The organism is Tersicoccus phoenicis, from assembly GCF_001968835.1.
Taxonomy (GTDB): Bacteria; Actinomycetota; Actinomycetes; order Actinomycetales; family Micrococcaceae; genus Tersicoccus; species Tersicoccus phoenicis.
On sequence record NZ_MRDE01000046.1, the window covers coordinates 81459 to 97961 of the forward strand.

At 70.5% G+C, this 16503-nt stretch carries 20 protein-coding genes and 1 pseudogene; 12 read left to right on the forward strand and 9 right to left on the reverse strand.

The window, feature by feature from the left end:
• The first annotated feature begins 258 nt into the window (after positions 1 to 258).
• Genes BKD30_RS07455 through BKD30_RS07465 form a run of 3 tightly spaced genes read left to right on the forward strand, consistent with a single transcriptional unit; the run spans position 259 to position 2520 of the window.
• On the forward strand, positions 259 to 1530 hold the full coding sequence (locus BKD30_RS07455) for a sodium:proton exchanger (protein WP_076703625.1): 1272 nt from the start codon (positions 259 to 261) through the stop codon (positions 1528 to 1530).
• A 14-nt stretch (positions 1531 to 1544) separates the two neighbouring features.
• Complete coding sequence (locus tag BKD30_RS07460; RefSeq protein ID WP_159440554.1) at positions 1545 to 2255, forward strand: metal-dependent transcriptional regulator; 711 nt, start codon at positions 1545 to 1547, stop codon at positions 2253 to 2255.
• Positions 2256 to 2307: 52 nt separating this feature from the next.
• Positions 2308 to 2520 carry a hypothetical protein gene (locus tag BKD30_RS07465; protein WP_076703628.1) on the forward strand — a complete coding sequence of 71 codons (213 nt, stop codon included), beginning with the start codon at positions 2308 to 2310 and terminating at the stop codon, positions 2518 to 2520.
• Between the two features lie 36 nt (positions 2521 to 2556).
• Here the strand turns inward: BKD30_RS07465 and BKD30_RS07470 are convergent, their stop codons facing one another.
• Entirely contained in the window at positions 2557 to 3207 is a 651-nt protein-coding gene (locus BKD30_RS07470) for a copper resistance CopC family protein (RefSeq protein ID WP_143588105.1), read from the reverse strand.
• Between the two features lie 347 nt (positions 3208 to 3554).
• Between BKD30_RS07470 and fdhD the strand changes: the two genes are divergently transcribed.
• Positions 3555 to 4406, forward strand: coding sequence for a formate dehydrogenase accessory sulfurtransferase FdhD (gene fdhD, locus BKD30_RS07475; protein WP_076703630.1), 852 nt, complete (start codon positions 3555 to 3557; stop codon positions 4404 to 4406).
• Between the two features lie 209 nt (positions 4407 to 4615).
• Here the strand turns inward: fdhD and BKD30_RS17140 are convergent, their stop codons facing one another.
• From BKD30_RS17140 to BKD30_RS07500, 7 genes are all read right to left on the reverse strand, one after another.
• Positions 4616 to 4714 (reverse strand): MFS transporter small subunit, encoded by a 99-nt coding sequence (locus BKD30_RS17140; protein ID WP_456243293.1) that lies wholly within the window; start codon positions 4712 to 4714, stop codon positions 4616 to 4618.
• A 1-nt stretch (position 4715) separates the two neighbouring features.
• On the reverse strand, positions 4716 to 6161 hold the full coding sequence (locus BKD30_RS07480; RefSeq protein WP_083956120.1) for an OFA family MFS transporter: 1446 nt from the start codon (positions 6159 to 6161) through the stop codon (positions 4716 to 4718).
• Between the two features lie 187 nt (positions 6162 to 6348).
• Positions 6349 to 6909 (reverse strand): hypothetical protein, encoded by a 561-nt coding sequence (locus tag BKD30_RS07485; RefSeq protein ID WP_076703631.1) that lies wholly within the window; start codon positions 6907 to 6909, stop codon positions 6349 to 6351.
• 97 nt (positions 6910 to 7006) lie between these two features.
• Positions 7007 to 7309, reverse strand: a complete 303-nt coding sequence (locus BKD30_RS07490; RefSeq protein ID WP_235861554.1) for a hypothetical protein — start codon at positions 7307 to 7309, stop codon at positions 7007 to 7009.
• 4 nt (positions 7310 to 7313) lie between these two features.
• The gene (locus BKD30_RS15590) at positions 7314 to 7469 is read right to left on the reverse strand and encodes an ANTAR domain-containing protein (protein ID WP_159440555.1); all 156 of its coding nucleotides are present in this window, start codon (positions 7467 to 7469) and stop codon (positions 7314 to 7316) included.
• Complete coding sequence (locus BKD30_RS07495) at positions 7466 to 7975, reverse strand: GAF domain-containing protein (protein ID WP_159440556.1); 510 nt, start codon at positions 7973 to 7975, stop codon at positions 7466 to 7468. Before BKD30_RS07495 ends, BKD30_RS15590 begins: the two co-directional genes overlap by 4 nt.
• 334 nt (positions 7976 to 8309) lie before the next feature.
• A complete protein-coding gene (locus BKD30_RS07500) occupies positions 8310 to 9134 on the reverse strand; it encodes a DUF2382 domain-containing protein (protein ID WP_076703633.1) in 825 nt (274 codons plus the stop codon).
• A gap of 256 nt (positions 9135 to 9390) precedes the next feature.
• Here BKD30_RS07500 and BKD30_RS07505 point away from each other — a divergent pair, with 256 nt between their 5' ends.
• From BKD30_RS07505 to BKD30_RS07540, 8 genes and pseudogenes are all read left to right on the forward strand, one after another.
• Entirely contained in the window at positions 9391 to 10134 is a 744-nt protein-coding gene (locus BKD30_RS07505; protein WP_083956121.1) for a TetR/AcrR family transcriptional regulator, read from the forward strand.
• A gap of 101 nt (positions 10135 to 10235) precedes the next feature.
• Positions 10236 to 10739, forward strand: coding sequence for an SRPBCC family protein (locus BKD30_RS07510; RefSeq protein WP_076703637.1), 504 nt, complete (start codon positions 10236 to 10238; stop codon positions 10737 to 10739).
• Positions 10740 to 10833: 94 nt separating this feature from the next.
• A complete protein-coding gene (locus BKD30_RS07515) occupies positions 10834 to 11562 on the forward strand; it encodes a glutamine amidotransferase (RefSeq protein WP_076703638.1) in 729 nt (242 codons plus the stop codon).
• A 14-nt stretch (positions 11563 to 11576) separates the two neighbouring features.
• Positions 11577 to 11811 (forward strand): annotated as a pseudogene (manB, locus tag BKD30_RS16685) (phosphomannomutase/phosphoglucomutase); the annotation flags it as partial.
• A 190-nt stretch (positions 11812 to 12001) separates the two neighbouring features.
• A complete protein-coding gene (locus tag BKD30_RS07525) occupies positions 12002 to 12919 on the forward strand; it encodes a carbohydrate kinase family protein (protein ID WP_076703640.1) in 918 nt (305 codons plus the stop codon).
• Between the two features lie 87 nt (positions 12920 to 13006).
• Complete coding sequence (locus BKD30_RS07530; protein WP_076703642.1) at positions 13007 to 13543, forward strand: YbhB/YbcL family Raf kinase inhibitor-like protein; 537 nt, start codon at positions 13007 to 13009, stop codon at positions 13541 to 13543.
• A gap of 6 nt (positions 13544 to 13549) precedes the next feature.
• A complete protein-coding gene (locus BKD30_RS07535) occupies positions 13550 to 14488 on the forward strand; it encodes an HAD family hydrolase (RefSeq protein ID WP_076703644.1) in 939 nt (312 codons plus the stop codon).
• Between the two features lie 28 nt (positions 14489 to 14516).
• A complete protein-coding gene (locus BKD30_RS07540) occupies positions 14517 to 15323 on the forward strand; it encodes a glycerophosphodiester phosphodiesterase family protein (RefSeq protein ID WP_076703691.1) in 807 nt (268 codons plus the stop codon).
• Positions 15324 to 15345: 22 nt separating this feature from the next.
• On the opposite strand, the gene BKD30_RS07545 is transcribed toward BKD30_RS07540, so the two are convergent.
• Positions 15346 to 16251, reverse strand: coding sequence for a DNA-formamidopyrimidine glycosylase family protein (locus BKD30_RS07545; protein ID WP_076703646.1), 906 nt, complete (start codon positions 16249 to 16251; stop codon positions 15346 to 15348).
• Between the last annotated feature and the right edge of the window lie 252 nt (positions 16252 to 16503).

Genomic DNA, 16503 nt, shown 5'->3' on the forward strand with positions numbered 1-16503 from the left:
CGACTCGAACTTCGCGCTGTCCGTGGACACACCCGCCGCCGCACCTGCAGAGTGGTCGGCGAAGGGGAGTAGCTCCCACCGTGTGCATCAGCACAGCGAAGCGGTACGTCGACACAGTGGCCGGTCTCGTCCGATCGGCCCGGTGTGCCACCCTGACCGACCCATGCGGAGTCCGGTTCGGCAGGGCGAGCGAGACCTTCGGCCATCGACCACGGCCGGGACGCGTTCCCGGCCATGGCGCAACCGAAGGAATAGGTCATGCCTGCACCACTGGCCCGGCGCATCATCGGATGCCTGATCGTGGTCCTGCCCGCGGTTCTGTTCCGGCTGACGGGCTTCGCCCCGGATCCGGTGCTCGACCTCGTCGTCTTCGGGGCGGCGGTGGTGGCCGCGTCCTTCCTGCTCGCCTGGGCGGCGGAAGCCGCGCAGAAGGACATCTCCGGTGCCCTTGCCATCGCGATCCTTGCGTTGATCGCGGTGCTACCCGAGTACGCGGTCGACCTCTTCTACGCGTACCGCTCCGGTTCGGACCCGTCGTACGAGCAGTTCGCCGCCGCGAACATGACGGGATCCAACCGGCTTCTCCTCGGCCTCGGATGGCCGCTGGTGGTGGTCGTCGCCCTGGCCGTCCATGGTCGGGAGGCCGTGAGACGCGGACAGCGCCGACCGACGTTCCTGACCCTCCCGCCCGACTCCCGGCTGGACATCGGCTTCCTCGCCATCTTGGCCGTGATCGCCGTCGTGATCCCGGTCCTGGGCCTGATCCCGGTCTGGTTCGGACTGCTGCTCATCGCCGTGTTCGTGATCTACCTGTGGCGTGCCGGCCAGGTGCACGACGACGGCGAACCCGAGTTCGTCGGCACCGCCGCGTACGTCGCGGGTATGCCGCGGACCGCCCGACGCAGCACCGTGGTCTCGCTGTTCGTGATCTCGGCGACCGTCATCCTCGCCTCGGCGGAACCGTTCGCTGAAGCCCTCGTCTCCAGCGGGACGTCGCTCGGCGTCGACAGCTACTTCCTCGTGCAGTGGCTCGCTCCGTTGGCTTCCGAGGCGCCGGAGTTCATCGTCGCGGTCCTCTTCGCCCTGCGGGGGATGGGCGTCGCGGCCATCGGCACGCTGATCGCCTCCAAGATCAACCAGTGGTCTCTGCTCGTCGGGTCTCTCCCGGTCGCCCGACTCGTCGGTGGCGGCGGCGCTGACCTACCGCTGGACGCCCGACAGATCGAGGAATTCCTCCTGACCGCGAGTCAGACGGCGATGGGCGTGGCGATCATCATCGCGCTGCGGTTCCACCGCTGGTCGGCGGTCGCTCTGGCGGCGATCTTCGCCACGCAGTTCTTCATCACCGACACCACGGGTCGCTACGTGCTCAGCGCGGTCCAGCTGGCGATCGCCGTGGGCGCGTTGGTCATCCACCGCCGGGAGGTGCTGCCCACCCTGGCAGCGCCCTTCCAGCGCCCCACTCGTGGCTCCGGGGGCACGGCCGATGGCGCGTCCGCGCCGGCTCCGGCAACTCGCGGGGGACATTGAGTACCATGTCCCGGGTGGTCCGGTCGCGCGCCTCGAAGATCGTCGAGGACTATCTCACCAGCATCTGGAGGGCGCAGGAGTGGGGCGGCACGGCGACCACGACCGAGCTCGCGGACGTCATCGGTGTCACACCGTCGACGGTGTCCTCCACGCTGAAGAAGCTGGCGCGCGACGGGCTCATCTCCTACGAGCCCTACAGCACCATCGAACTCACCGAGGCAGGCCGCACCCTGGCCATCCCCGTCCTCCGCCGGCACCGCATCATCGAGACGTACCTGCACCGGCGGCTGGGACTGAGTTGGGACCAGGTGCATCGCGAGGCCGACGTGCTCGAGCACGCCGTTTCCGACCTCGTCCTCAGTCGCATGGACGACGAGCTCGGGCGCCCCGAACGTGACCCGCACGGTGATCCGATCCCGGGCGCGGACGGTTCGCTTCCCGTGGACGCCACCGTGGGTCTGGTCGATCTGGCCCGGGGACAGGGCGGCACGGTGGCACGGATCAGCGATCGACAGCCTCAGATCCTGCGTTACCTCCGGGATCGGGGGATCACCCCGGACACCGTGCTGACCGTGACGGAGGTGAACACCGCAGCCGCGTCACTGATCGTCGACCGGCGCGCGGCGGATTCCGGGATCGTCGTACCGGTCGAGGTGTCGACGGCAGCGGCGAGCGCGGTCCGGGTCCAGCCGGGGTCGGTCGAGGCCGATCCCGTGAGCGGCTGACGCCGGTGTCAACCCGGGTGACACCGGTGGCCCGAAGCAGCACACTGGACGCATGACGGAGCGCAAACCGGTCCTGACCGAGACCGAGCTGGCAGCAGAGGACTTCCACGACAAGCCGCGCCCCGGTGGTCCGGAGGCGCCGCTGGTGGAGGCGCCGGAGGATGCACTGGTGCCGGGAACGCGTCGTCAGGACACGACCGAGGACACGGACACCGAAGCGGAGCTCGCTCCGGGCGACGACGTCGTGCCCGGCGCGGACCGCTGACGGTCGGTAGGAGCGCCGGCGTCGTCGGGCGTCGGATCACTGCTGTGTGCCGTCCCCCCGCCGCCGGCGGCCGGAGAGGAACATCCAGATGCCGAAGCCGACCAGCAACAGGACGCCGAGCACGATGATCACGATGGGCGCGGCGCTGGGGCTCGAGGTCTCCTGCGAGGCTGCCTCCGGCGACGCTGCTTCCTGAGATCCTGCCGCAGGCGGTGCTTGCGTCGCCGCCGCGGACGGTGCTGCCGCGGACGACGGCGCCTGCGTCCACGCCGCGGACGGAACCGCTGACGTGCTCGCGGTCTGCACGGTGAAGGTGAACGTTCCGTTGATCGGGTGCGAGTCGGCGGAGACGACCCGCCAGCGCACGGTGTACGCCCCGGCCGGGGCGGTCGGCGCGATCCGCTGTGAGGCCGTCGTGCCGGTGACACTGACGGAGCCGTCGGCCCGATCGACACCCGACGAGTCGAGTACCTCCACCCGGGCCCCCAGCGTCACCGGCGCATCGTTGAATCGGAGGCTGATGGTCGCCGGCACGGACGCCACCGTGGCCCCGTCAGCCGGGGTGCTGCTGGCCAGCTCGTCGTGCGCCTGTGCCGCGGGAGCGCCGAGGCCCAGCATCACCAACAGGAGGACGGCGGCCAGCCCCACCGACCGCGATCGACGATTGGTCAAGGTGTACTTGACCACGACGCCGGGCCGCAGTCGACGAACACCGGCTTGCGGGGTAGCGGGAAAGTGACGGAAGGGGGTAGGCAAAAGGGAGACCTTTCGGGTGCTGAGGTGAGCGCCGTGCTGGCGGCTGAGACAGGGCCGGGACGGTGACCGTTCATCTCACTGTAGGCGGCTGCGTCGTCGTCGGCCGAACCGGTCGGGTCCGACAGTCGGCCGGGTCGCCAGCTAGGCTGGACCGGCGCCGGGCGGCGGCCGCGCCACGTGCCGGAGCACACCACCTGGCGTCCGTCACGGAGTGCGCCGTGTTCACCGGCGCGCACCGGCCGGTGCCAGCACGAGTCGGCAGCACGAGGAGGCGCGGAATGGTCCGAGCGAGCCGACGACGGCGCGTGACCCGAGTGCGGGTGTCCGACGACGGAGGGGTCGACGTCGACGCCCGCGCGGACACCGTCGCGGGCGAGGAACCACTGGAACTGCGACTGAACGGCCGGCCCTTCACCGTGACCATGCGCACCCCGGGCGACGACTTCGACCTCGCCGCCGGCTTCCTCGTCTCCGAGGGCGTCCTCAGTTCCATGGACCAGATCGAGGGCCTGCGCTACGGTCCCGGCGTCGACGCCGAGGGGCGGGCGAGCTACAACATCGTCGAGGTGAACCTGGCGCCCGGCGTCGCCCTCCCGGACACGAGTGCGGAACGGCACGTGTACACGTCGTCCTCGTGCGGCATCTGCGGCACCGCGTCCATCGAGGCGGTGACGAAGGCGAGCGCGTTCGACGTCGCCGGCGACGGTCTGCGGATCACGGTCGCCGACCTGCTGGGGCTGCCGGACGCGTTGCGAGCCGAGCAGTCCCTGTTCTCCATCACCGGCGGTGTGCACGCGGCCGGTCTGTTCACCGTCGGTTCCGACGGGCCGCGGCTGCTCTGCCTGCGGGAGGACGTCGGCCGGCACAACGCCGTCGACAAGGTGGTCGGATGGGCGCTGCGCGAGGGTCGGGTGCCGTTGGCGGGCACGGTGCTGCAGGTCTCCGGTCGGGCGTCCTTCGAACTGGTGCAGAAGGCCCATCTGGCGGGGATCCCGGCACTGGCGGCCGTGTCGGCGCCGTCGTCGTTGGCCGTCGAACTCGCCGAGCAGGCGGGGATCACGCTGGCCGGGTTCAGCCGGGGCCGGTCGGTGAATCTCTACACCCGCACCGAGCGGGTGATCACGGACTGACGGTCTGCCCGGTCGCCGGATGCCCACGGAGCGGGCTCGCCAACGGCGCTGGTTCGCCGACTCCTGGTTCACCGACTCCCTCGTGCGCCGAGTGGGACAGTTACTCCCGTTCGGGACGGAGGGACACCGCCTCAGCGGGAGGAACTGTCCCAGTGGCGCCTGCCCCAGCCTCAGCGGAACGGGTCGCCGTTCACTCGAAGCCCCGGACCTCAGCGGAACAGGTCGGCCGCCCGGGACAGGGTGGTGACGATGCCGTAGAGCAAGGGGACGGCGACCAGGGTCCAGGCGATGGCGAGTCGGGCGCGCATCTCAGGCCTCCTCGGTGGTGGTGCGGGTAGTGGAGGTGGAGAGGCCGGCGTCCCGGGAGTGCCCGTCGTGGGTGTTCGCGTTCCGGCGCGGGTGCCGTCCGGCACGTGGTTCGTGGTACCGGGAGTCCACCGGGTGGATCAGCAGGTTGGCGATCAGGCCCACGATCAGTAGCGCAACCATGATGAACAGCGCCGGCTGGTAGGCGCCGGCGTCGAGCGTGCCCGGCTTGCCGCGCGCGTCCAGCACGCCGTTGACGATCAGCGGGCCGGCGACGCCGGCAGCGGACCAGGCGGTCAGTAGGCGACCGTGGATCGCCCCGACCTGGAACGTCCCGAACAGGTCCCGCAGGTACGCCGGCGCGGTGGCGAAGCCGCCACCGTAGAAGGAGATGATGACGAAGGCGAGCAGCACGAACAGCAGGGTCTGTGTGGAGCCCAGGGTCGCCAGCACCACGTACAGCACCGCGCCCACGCCCAGGTACACCAGGTAGATCCGCTTGCGGCCGATCAGGTCCGAGGTGGTGGACCACGCGAACCGGCCCGCCATGTTCCCGATCGAGAGCAGACCGACGAAGCCACCGGCGACGGCGGCGGAGACCAGGGACCGCCCGTCGGACTGCCGGAAGAAGTCCTGGATCATCGGGGCGGCCTGCTCGAGGATGCCGATGCCGGCGGTCACGTTGCAGAACAGGGCGATCCACAGCAGCCAGAACGGCCGGGTCCGGATGGCGTTGTTCGCCGAGACGTTGGCGTCGGTCACCAGCGCCTTGGCCTTGACGGTGGTGGGGTCGAAGCCCGCCGGGCGCCATCCGTCGGCGGGCACTCGGATGGTGAAGGCACCGAAGAGCATGTAGGCCAGGTACACGACGGCGAACGTGAGGAACAGCTTGCCCACGGCGTCACCGCTGGGAACGCTGCCCGCACCCGGGTCGTAGAGTTTCAGCAACGCCGTCGAAAGGGGGCTGGCGATCAGTGCGCCGCCGCCGAATCCCATGATGGCCAGCCCCGTCGCGAGGCCGGGCCGGTCGGGGAACCACTTGATCAGGGTGGACACCGGGGAGATGTACCCGATGCCCAGGCCGATCCCGCCGATCACGCCGTACCCGAGGTAGAGCAGCCAGAGCTGACCGGTGAAGATGCCGACCGCGCCGACCAGGAAGCCGGTGGCCCAGCAGACCGCGGAGGCGACCATGGCCTTGCGTGGTCCGTTGGTGTCCACCCAGGTGCCGAACACGGCGGCGGACAGGCCCAGCATCACGATCGCGACGGAGAAGATGACGCCGATCGCGGTCTGGTTGGTGCCGAAGTGCTGCACCAGGGCCGTCTTGTACACCGAGGTCGCGTAGACCTGGCCGATGCTCAAGTGCACGGCGAGGGCCGCGGGCGGGATGAGCCAGCGGTTGAAGCCCGGCCCGGCAATGCTGCGGGATCGGTCGAGCACACCCAGGGAACTCAAAGCGACTCCGTTCTGCCGGACGCGGATGAGCGCGACGGCGATCTCATGCGTCCGACCCGGCACTTCCGTGCCGGGCCGGACCGATGCGCCATTGTGTCCCGCATCACGGCTCGATCGCAATGCGCCGCGCCGACGCCGGGCGCGGCCGGGCGCCGGATGCGGTCAGTGCCGGACTCGGTCAGTGCCGGCGGAGCAGACCGCGGCTGACGTTGGTGGGGCGCTGCTGCTCTCCCTGCTGGGCACCGAGCACGATCACGGCGCCGACCACGACGGGCAGAGCCCACTGCAACAGCTTGAGTTGCTTCTGGGTGCTCTTCAACTCGGCGGGCGCTGCGGGGCCCGGTTCGGTCGGACCCTCGACGGCGGCGCCGGTCGCGGCCCCGCGGGCGGTGAGGGCGCCCATGCGCTTGCCCAGCACACCCGAGTAGACGCTCATGCCGGCTCCGGCGAGGGTCAGCCCGGCCTTGACCACGGTGTTGGCGGTGGCACCCTTCTGCCCGGCCAGCCGGCTCTTGTTGCCCAGGATCAGCCCCACGCCACCCACCCCGTGAGCCAGCATCGCGCCCAGCTGGACGGGGGACCACTTGGCCCAGCCGATGGTGGAGAGCCGGGCCCGCTCGGCCGGCTCCTTGGCCGCTGCGGCGGCGCCGTTGACGCCGACGGCACCCATCAAGGAGCCGCCGAACCAAGCAGCGGCACCGAGGTCGTGCAGGGAACGGGTCAGCAGATCGTTGGCCATGATGAGATCCTTCCGGGGAGGAGGGTCGTGTCCGATCAGACTAATCAGCAGACTGATAATCGGTCCACCCCCGGCGTGAAACGCGCGCCGGCCGTCGTCACTCGTCGTGGTTGACGCTCTGGCCCGTGCGCAGCTTCTCGGCCACGTCGGCGGCGAACGGCGCCAGGGGAGGCGCGAGGTCCATCAGGATCTCGTTGGCGGCCTGAGCCAGGAGGTCCCGCTGCAAGGGCGAGAGCATCATCAGGTGGTGCAGGTACGCGTCGACCTCGTAGTCACCGGCTTCCCCGCCGAGAGCGAAGTAGTGCAGCCACAAGCGCGGCCGATCCAGGTCTGCCGCGGCCATCGTGACCCGCAGCTGCCGGGCCTGTTCGCGGCCCACGGCGTCATCGTCCAGGTTCACCGGGTCAACTCCGACGGCGATACTGCCGATCCACGATGTTCGCCGCCAGGTCCACCACCCGTCGCCGTCGCATCCGGGCGCTCTTCAGCAGTCTCACCCGGGCCGCGGTGGCGTCGATCCGGTGCCGCACCATCAGCGCCCCGGTGGCCCGAGCGATCACCTCGCGGCTCTCCAACGCCGATCTGAGCGACTCGCTGAGCCGGCCCGGCTGATCCGACGACTGACCGCACCCAGCAAGGTGGCAGCGGCCTCCGCCATCAGGCCGAGCACGTCCGCGTCCTGATCGGTGAAGGCCGCCGGCACGGTCGCGTACACCTTCATCGCCCCGAGACTCGAACCGTGGTAGGCCAGCGGCACGCTGACCGCGGACCGGACACCCAACTCGGCCGCCGCCCAGGCCCAATCCGGCCACCGCGGGTCGCCGCGCGTGTCGTCGAGACGCTGGACGGTCTGCGTCGACCACGCGGTCAGGCAGGGCCCCTCGCCGAGGTCGTACTGCAGGTCGTCCGCGGTCCCGACGACCTCGTCGGTCGCGGCCCGCGTCAGGCGCTTGCCCTGCTCGTCGAGCAGTGACACTCCGACGCCGACCGCCGCCGGGATCACCATCCGGACGGCACGCGCCAAGTGCTCGACCGCGCTGGTCGCGTCCTCCTCGCTCAGCAGCATGCCGTGCAGGTTCGCAAACGCTAACGCCAGTTCGTTCGGTGGGGTTTCGGATGTCATCGCCACCCTCTGTGGCTCGTCGATTCGTCCATCATGCTCAGCCTACGCCACATCGTCAGCACCCTTACCAAATCGGCCGAAGTGGTACGGAACTGCCGCCGGGATCACGGGTCGGCCTCGTGGGCGCCGCTCGGTTCGGGAATCGAACACGACAACACCCCGGCGTCGTCGCTGGACAGTCGACGACGCCGGGGTGCCGGCAGGCGGTCCGCCGCGCGCTTCGACGCGCGGCGGACCGCAGTGATCAGGCTGGGCTAGTGATCAGCCTGAGGTCGGGTCAGCGATTGCGGCCGGTGTCACCGTCCGTGTCCGCGTCGATCTCCTCCTTGCGCACCTGCTCGGTGACGGTGGTCTGGTCCTCGACGTTCTGCTTGCCCAAGCGGACGCGCTCGGTCGCGACGACCTCCTTCTCCACCACCGGCCGCTCCTCGTGCAGGACGACCTCGTGCTCCTCCTCGGAGAGTTCGGGACCGGCACCGGCCGCCGCGCGGTTCGCGTCCGTGATCGGCTCACGCTCGATCGTGACCTCCTCGCGCTCGACGGGCACCTGGACGGTCTGCTGCTCGGTGACGATGTGCTTGCGCAGCCGCGCACGACCGGTCTCCACCGACTGCTTGCCGACCCGCAGGCGCTCCTCGGAGCGGGTCATGGCGTCGTCCGTCGTCGGCCCCGAGGTGTCGTGACCCACGGTGCCGTGAGCGTCGGCGTTGCCCGCGTCGGTGTCGTGGTGACCGCCGCCAGCCGCGTCGGTGTCGCGGTAGTCGCCGTCGGCCGCGCCGGACTGATCGGAGATGCCGTAATAGCGGTAGAGCTCGTCCTCCTCCTCGGGGGAGAGGTGACCCTGGTCCGCCTCGACGCGCGGGGCGTCGGTGATGACCTTCTTCTCGAACGGCACCCGCAGGCCTCGCTCGTCGAAGTCGGCGGTGCGGATCGGCACGAAGGTCTCCTTGGTGCCGAACAGACCCGTGCGGACGGTCACCCACTCGGGCGAGCCGGTCTCGTCGTCCACGTACACCTGGCCGACGTCGCCGAGCCGGTTGTTGTCGGCGGTCAGCACGTCCGCGCCGATCAGGGAATTGATGGCGTTCTTGTCGATGCTCATGAGTTCATCTCCTTGTGGTTGATGGCTCTATTGCCGGGTCCTCGAGCCGACCGTTCCGGTGAACCGGACCTCGGTCGGGCGTGAGCCACGAAGGACAGCTCGATCACCCGTGGTTTACAGCGTAAGTCTGTCTCCTGTGGTTCGATTCTACAAACCTAAGCCTGCTGACGAAAGACCCCGGTGGTCGGATCCGCTCGCTGGCATGCGTGGATGGCACGGGCTATCGTCGGGAAGCAGCGTGTGCGAGAGCGAGCAGATGACGAGCGGAGGCGTGATGCCACGGGAGCGCGAGTCCGCAGCCGAGCCGGCGGGAGGTCGCCGCCCCCTGAGCAGGGAGTTGATCGTCCGGGAGGCCATCGCCTTCATCGACGACGAGGGCATCACGGCGCTCACCATGCGGGCGCTCGCCGGACGGCTGGGCGTCGAGGCGATGTCGCTCTACCGGTACGTCAACGGCCGGGAAGACCTGCTCGAAGCCGTCGTCGGCTCATTGGTGGAGCGGATCGAGGTGGCTCCGCCCGACGACGAGGGCCTCGCCGCGAACTGGCACGGGTACCTGCAGTGGTTGGCGCACTCGGTCCGTGACGTGGCGCTGCAGCATCCGGCGATCTTCCCTCTGGTCGCCACCCGCCATCCGGCCGCCACGTGGCTGCGACCGCCCCTGCGCAGTGTGCGCATCGTCGAGCAGTTCCTCACCACGTTGATCCAGCACGGCTTCCGCGAGGAACAGGCGGTCGAGATCTACCGGGTGTTCACCAGCTTCCTGCTCGGCCAGCTGCTGCTGGAGGTCGCGGCCCGCGGCGAGTCGACGGCACCGGTGCAGGTACCGCTCGACGAGGGCGACGCCGATGTTCCCAACCGCGACGAGGAACTGGACATCGCCCGGTTCCCCACCGTCGCGCGCCTGCGCTCGCTGCTGTCCGAGGACCACAGCCAGGCGGAGTTCGAACGCTCCCTCGAGGCCCTGCTCGACCGCCTGGACCTGCTCTTCGCTCAGTGAAGGCCCGGATGAACGACGCGCCCGGGCCAGCCAGACCGGTGGCTAGGCTGGCCGGGTACGGCATGAACGTTCCTCATCCTGCACCGAGAAAGGACCACGCCATGGCGCGCCACACGAGCGAACACGATCACGATCCGGGCACCCACGAGGCCCGCATCGTCGTCTCCCGCGTCATCGACGCTCCCGCCGGTGATCTCTTCGACCTGTTGACCAACCCGGCTCGGCACCGGGAGTTCGACGGGTCCGGGTTCGTCCGGTCCGAGGACCGCAGCTTCCGGATCAGCCGGGTCGGCGACGTGTTCACCATGAACATGGAGGGTGCGCACATGGGCGGGGAGTACCAGACGGACAACCACGTCACCGCCTACGAGCAGAACAAGATGGTCGGCTGGAAGACCGCCCCCGCCGGCACCGAGCCGCCGGGATGGGAGTGGCTGTGGGAGCTGCAGGCCCAGGGCTCCGGCGCCACCGAGGTCACCCTGACGTACGACTGGGGCAAGGTCACCGACAAGGAGCTGCTGAAGAAGGTCTCCTTCCCGCTGGTGAGCAAGGACCAGCTGGAGCAGTCCCTCGGCCTGCTCGCCGGCGCCGTCGCCGCGAGCTGATCCTGCCGCCGCACCGCGGACCCCGGTCACTCCGCCGGGGACCGCTCTGCGTCCGGGGCGATCCGGTGGCTTCCCGCTGGCTTACGATCGCAGCGTGAAGCCCTTCCTCCTCCTGTCCACCCGCGACCACGAGGGCGCGGCGGAGGGTGAGTACGCGTCGTTCCTCGCCTTCACCGGACTGCCGGCCGAGCGGCTGCACCGGATCCGGCTGGTGTGCGAGCCCGACGCCGACGTCGAGCTCGGCCGGTACGCCGGGGTTCTCCTCGGTGGCAGCCCGTTCAACTCCTCCGATCCGCTGGAAGCCAAGTCCGCCGTCCAGGTGGCCGTCGAGGCGCGGTTGCGGCAACTGCTGGACACCATCGTCGCCGACGATCTGCCGTTCCTGGGCGCCTGCTACGGCGTGGGCACGCTCGGCGTGCACGCCGGCGGCGTCGTGGACCGGACGTACGCCGAACCGATCAGCGCCGTGCGCGTGACCCTGACCGACGCGGCCGCCGTCGACCCGATCTGCGCGGATCTGCCGTCGTCGTTCGACGCGTACGTCGGGCACAAGGAAGCGGTCCGGGAGTTGCCGCCCGGGGCGGTGCTGCTCGCCTCCTCTGCCGACTGCCCGGTGCAGATGTTCCGGCTGAAGCGGAACCTGTACGCGACCCAGTTCCACCCCGAGCTGGACGCGGCTGCCCTGGCGCAGCGGATCGACGTCTACAAGTACGAGGGGTACTTCCCGCCCGAGACGGCCGAGGACCTCAAGCGTGAGATCGCCGCGGCCGACGTCGAGGCCTCCCACGCGGTGCTCCGCCGCTTCGCCGAGCACTACGGCTGACGTTCCTTCCCTCCCCGTTCTGCCCGGCAAATCCGCTGGAACCGGAGAACCTGGCCGACCTGCAGGCCGCCGTCGTCGAACACGGCGCGGACCTGGTCTGGCGTTCGACGGTGACGCCGACCGTTGTTTCGTCATCGACGAGAAGGGTGCACCGGTCTTACCCTCGGCGATCACCGGGCCGGTCGCGAAGCGCGAGATCGCCGGGCGCGGGCCGCCGGGAAGGAGCGCCCCGCCGTCATCCACAACCTACAGTCCGCCGTTGGGACCGTTCCTACCGTTGAGGCGGTGGCAATTCCACGCATTTCGGTAGTACCTGTCCCACCGGGGACGGCGAGCCAGCCGCCCGTCTCCGTGGTGGCACGGCGACCCCCAGTTCCGCCATTGGGACCGTTCCTACCGCCGGCTGGCGAGGGTGGGAGCGGGGCGGTAGGTTCGGGCCATGCTGTCAGTCATCGGGGAGTCGCTCGTCGACGTCGTCCAACGCGCGGGTGAGCCGCAGCGGGCCCACGTCGGCGGCAGCCCGCTCAACGTCGCGGTCGGCCTGGCCCGGCTCGGGCACGCCACCCAGTTCGTCACGCGCTTCGGCCAGGACCCCTACGGCGACATGATCGCGGGTCATCTGCGGGCCAATTCCGTGCTCACCCCGCGGGCCGCAGACACGGGCCGCACCAGCGTCGCCGCGGCCCGGCTGCGGCCCGACGGCAGCGCCGACTACGACTTCGCCCTGCACTGGGAACTGCCCGGCCTGCTCGAGGAGCTGCCTCGCCTGCTGGCCGGCACCACGCTGGTGCACACCGGGTCCATCGCGACGATGCTCGAGCCGGGCGCCGACGCCGTGCTGGCGGCGATCGAGCACGCTCGGCCCGCCGCCACCATCGGCTTCGACCCGAACTGCCGGCCGTCCATCATCACCGACGTGCACCGCGCCCGGGCACAGGCCGAGCGGTTCACCGCGCTGGCCGACGTGGTCAAGGCCTCCGACGAGGACCTCGCCTGGCTCTACCCGGACCGATCCGTTGAGGAGGCGGCGACCGCGTGGCTCGAGCTCGGTCCCGCCGTGGTCGTCGTCACGCGCGGTGCCGAGGGCCCCTGGGGCCTCTGCCGGGCCGGGACGACGACGGTCCCCGCCGCCCGCGTGGACGTCGTCGACACCGTCGGCGCGGGCGACTCCTTCATGGCCGCCCTGCTCTCCGTGGTGGTGGACCGTGGCTGGGACGGCTCCGCCCGGCGCGACCGGCTGCAGCGCGTCGGCGTTCAGGAACTGGCCGACATGCTGCGGTTCTGCAGTGCGGCGGCCGGGGTCACCGTCTCCCGGGCCGGCGCCAATCCGCCGACCCGGCACGAGGTGCCCCGCTGACCGGTTCGCCGCCGGCCGCAGGCGCCGTCGTCGGTGGTGTCCGTTAGGTTGGAGACAGCACCCGCCGCTCCTGCTGGAAGGACCACGATGACCTCGATCGACCCGTACGACGAGCTGCCCTTCGTCCCCGCGTTCACCGTCACGTCCGAGAACGTCACCGACGGCGCCCCGCTCGACGCGCCGCAGCTCAGCGGCACCATGGGCGTGCCCGGTGGCCAGGATGTCTTCCCGCAACTGAGCTGGAGCGGGTTCCCGTCCGAGACGGAGAGCTTCGCCGTCACCGTGTTCGACCCGGACGCCCCCACCGCGAGCGGCTTCTGGCACCTGGCCCTGTTCAACCTGCCGGTCTCGACGACGTCGTTGCCGGCCGGCCCCGGCGAGGGGAAGCTGCCCGAGCTGCCCGAGGGCGCCGTCGTGCTGCGCAACGACGCCGGCTACCCCGGTTTCGTCGGCGCCGCCCCGCCGCCGGGGCACGGCCCGCACCGGTACATGATCGTGGTGCACGCGGTCGACGTCGAGCGGCTCGACATCCCCGAGGACGCCAGCCCGGCGTTCCTCGGCTTCAACCTGTTCAGCCACAGCATCGGCCGCGCCCGGATCACCGGTACCTACGAGGCGAAGTAGCGGCCGGTGCGGTTGATCGCCAGCGACCTGGACGGCACGATCGTCGGTCACGACGGGAAGATCTCGGCCCGCACGGTGGCCGCGTTCGATGCCGCCCGCGACGCCGGGGTGGGGATCGTCTTCGTCACCGGCCGGCCGCCGCGCTGGTTGGATCCACTGGTCGATCACCTGGGGCACGACGGGCTGGTGATCTGCTCGAACGGGGCCGTCCTGTACGACCTCGGGAAGCGTCGGGTGCTCTCCCGCACCACGATCGCCGCCGCCGACGTGTACGACGCCCGGGAACGGATCGAGGGGTCCTTCCCGGACGCGCGCTTCGCCCTGGAGTCGCTCGCCGGGTTCGTCGTCGAGCCCGGTTTCCTCGACATCGAGAGCATCGAGCTGACGGAGCTGCAGCCGCAGTGGATCCGCGACGTCCTGCCCCGCCGCGCCCGCGTCACGGGTGACGTGGAGGAGGAGATTCCCGACGACGAGTCGGTGGTCAAGTTCCTGGCCAAGCACCCCACCCTGACGCCGGACGCGTTTCTCGCCGAGGTGCGCGACCTCGTCGGGGACCTGGTGGCCGTCACACACTCCAGCCCCGGCGTCGCCCTGGTCGAGATGGCCCCGCGCGGCATCGACAAGTCGGTGACGCTGGCCCGGTACGCGCAGCACCACGGCATCGACGCGGCGGACGTGTACGCGTTCGGTGACATGCCCAACGACCGGCAGATGCTGCGCTGGGCGGGGCACGGTTACGCCATGGCCGGCGGACACCCGGAGGCGCGGGAGGCGGCCGACAGCGTCGCCCCACCCTTCGACGAGGACGGCGTGGCCCAGGTGATCGAACGGGTGCTGTCCGCGAACGGTCACCGGGAGGTGGCGACCACGTCCACCGCGACCGCGACCGCGGCCACGCCCACGTCGACCGCGGCGCCGGACCCGCAGGATCCGGCGCGTGCCTGAGCGGCGCCACCCCCGGCGCCACCGGCCGGTGTCGTCTCGCGCCTATCTGGCCAACGTCGTCGACGGCGTCGGCCGGCCCAAGGGCCTCGCCCACCGCGGGTATGCCCCGGACGGGAACGAGAACTCCCTGGCCGCCGTGCAGGCGGCGGTCGACCTGGGTTGCGGCTGGGTGGAGACGGACGTGCAGGCCAGTGCCGACGGGGAGCTGTTCGTCTTCCACGACGACACCCTGGACCGGGTGACCGGTACGACCGGCCGGATCTCGACCATGACGGCGGCGCAGGTGCGGGCCGTGCGCGTCGGCGGTGATCCCATTCCCACGCTGGCCGAACTGCTCGAGCGGTTCCCGGACGTGCGGCTGAACATCGACGTCAAGACCGGCGCCGGTGTCGCCCCGCTGGCGGCCGTGATCGAGCGGCTCGGCGCCCACGACCGGGTGCTCGTCGCATCCTTCTCCGACCGGCGACGTCGCGCCGTGCTGCGCCGACTGAGCCGACCGGTCGCCACCTCGGCCGGCACCGTGCTGACGGCCGTCTGGGTGCTCGCCGCCGCCGTTCCCGTGCTGGCGCCGGTCGCGCGACTCCTGCTGCACGGGGTCGACTGCCTCCAGGTACCCGAACGGCAGCCGCTCCTCGCCGGGCGCGCCGTTCCGGTGGTGACGTCGCGGACCATCGCCCTGGCCCATCGGTGGGGTCTGGAGGTGCACGTCTGGACGGTCAACGCCGCCGACGACATGCGCCGGCTGCTGGATGCCGGTGTGGACGGCATCGTCAGTGACCGAGCCGACCTGCTGGCGCAGGTGTTCACCGAGCGGGACGCCTGGCCGCGCGGCTGAGCTTCGCCGCCACGCCCTGCACCTATTTCAGGAACCTGGACGTCCGCCGGTCCGCCAGCGGCTTGCCGCCGGTCTGGCACGTCGGGCAGTACTGTAGCGATGAGTCGGCGAACGAGACCTCCTGGACGATGTCGCCGCACACCGGGCAGGCCTCGCCGGTGCGGCCGTGCACGGCCATGGACGAGCGTTTCGAGTCCTTCAGCTCCGCGGCAGGCTTCCCCGCCGACGCCGCGATCGCCGCGTCCAGCGTCGTGCGCATCGCGGTGTAGAGCCGGCCGACCTCCTCGTTGCTGAGTTTCGCGGCGATGGCGAACGGGGAGAGCTTCGCGGCGTGCAGGATCTCGTCGCTGTACGCGTTCCCGATCCCGGCGATGACCGACTGGTCCCGCAGCAGCCCCTTGATCTGACCGCGGTGGTCGGTGAGCAGGCGGGCGAAGTCGTCGGCGCTCAGGGTCAGTGCCTCGGGGCCCAGGGTCGCCAGGCCGGGCACGTCCGTCGGGTCGGAGACGACGTACACCGCGAGCGACTTCTTGGTTCCGGCCTCGGTCAACTCGAACCCGGTGCCGCCGTCGGAGGCGCCGTCCACCTCGAGTCGCAGCGCGACGGGTCCCTTGCCACCGGGCCGGAGCGGACGAGCGGGCGGATGCGCGAGCCAGCGCAGCCACCCGGCGCGGGCGAGGTGGAAGACGAGGTGCACACCGTCGCAATCCAGGTCGACGTACTTGCCGAAGCGGGCGACGCCGGTGATCTCGGCTCCGGCGATCGCGTCCAGCGGCGGGACGGCGGTCTTGAGCACCGCGAAGGAGCCGAGCGTGACGCCGGTGACGTGGGCGCCACCGTCGAGCACCTCGCCGTCGGGCGCCACCCGGTGCACCAACCGTACGTCGAGGAAGTCGACAAGGGCCTGGACCTGCGGCATCTCCGGCATGGCGCCAGCGTACCGGGGGCGCGCGCGGCCGGCCGGCGAGGCAGTACTGTCGGACCGGGTCATCCGTGACTTAGCGGGCTTCACCCGAACGGGGTGCTTAACCTCGATCCACCGACCAATTGGTGTTGCGGGGTCGGTGTGGGAGCATGAGAATGCCCTTCTGACCTGGGAAGATACGACTTATCTAAGGCACGTATCACCCATTCAAGAAGGGCATCTCGTAGATGCAACTCTCTCACACACTCCCTGCGG

Excerpts from the sequence above, each read along its gene's own strand:
- BKD30_RS07545 (WP_076703646.1), bottom strand. The coding sequence starts at position 16,251 with ATGCCGGAGATGCCGCAGGTCCAGGCCCTTGTCGACTTCCTCGACGTA.
- BKD30_RS07530 (WP_076703642.1), top strand. The coding sequence starts at position 13,007 with ATGACCTCGATCGACCCGTACGACGAGCTGCCCTTCGTCCCCGCGTTC.
- BKD30_RS07510 (WP_076703637.1), top strand. The coding sequence starts at position 10,236 with ATGGCGCGCCACACGAGCGAACACGATCACGATCCGGGCACCCACGAG.
- BKD30_RS17140 (WP_456243293.1), bottom strand. The coding sequence starts at position 4,714 with ATGCGCGCCCGACTCGCCATCGCCTGGACCCTGGTCGCCGTCCCCTTG.
- BKD30_RS07500 (WP_076703633.1), bottom strand. The coding sequence starts at position 9,134 with ATGAGCATCGACAAGAACGCCATCAATTCCCTGATCGGCGCGGACGTG.
- BKD30_RS07495 (WP_159440556.1), bottom strand. The coding sequence starts at position 7,975 with ATGCTGCTGAGCGAGGAGGACGCGACCAGCGCGGTCGAGCACTTGGCG.
- fdhD (WP_076703630.1), top strand. The coding sequence starts at position 3,555 with ATGGTCCGAGCGAGCCGACGACGGCGCGTGACCCGAGTGCGGGTGTCC.
- BKD30_RS07525 (WP_076703640.1), top strand. The coding sequence starts at position 12,002 with ATGCTGTCAGTCATCGGGGAGTCGCTCGTCGACGTCGTCCAACGCGCG.
- BKD30_RS07465 (WP_076703628.1), top strand. The coding sequence starts at position 2,308 with ATGACGGAGCGCAAACCGGTCCTGACCGAGACCGAGCTGGCAGCAGAG.
- BKD30_RS07455 (WP_076703625.1), top strand. The coding sequence starts at position 259 with ATGCCTGCACCACTGGCCCGGCGCATCATCGGATGCCTGATCGTGGTC.
- BKD30_RS07485 (WP_076703631.1), bottom strand. The coding sequence starts at position 6,909 with ATGGCCAACGATCTGCTGACCCGTTCCCTGCACGACCTCGGTGCCGCT.
- BKD30_RS07505 (WP_083956121.1), top strand. The coding sequence starts at position 9,391 with ATGACGAGCGGAGGCGTGATGCCACGGGAGCGCGAGTCCGCAGCCGAG.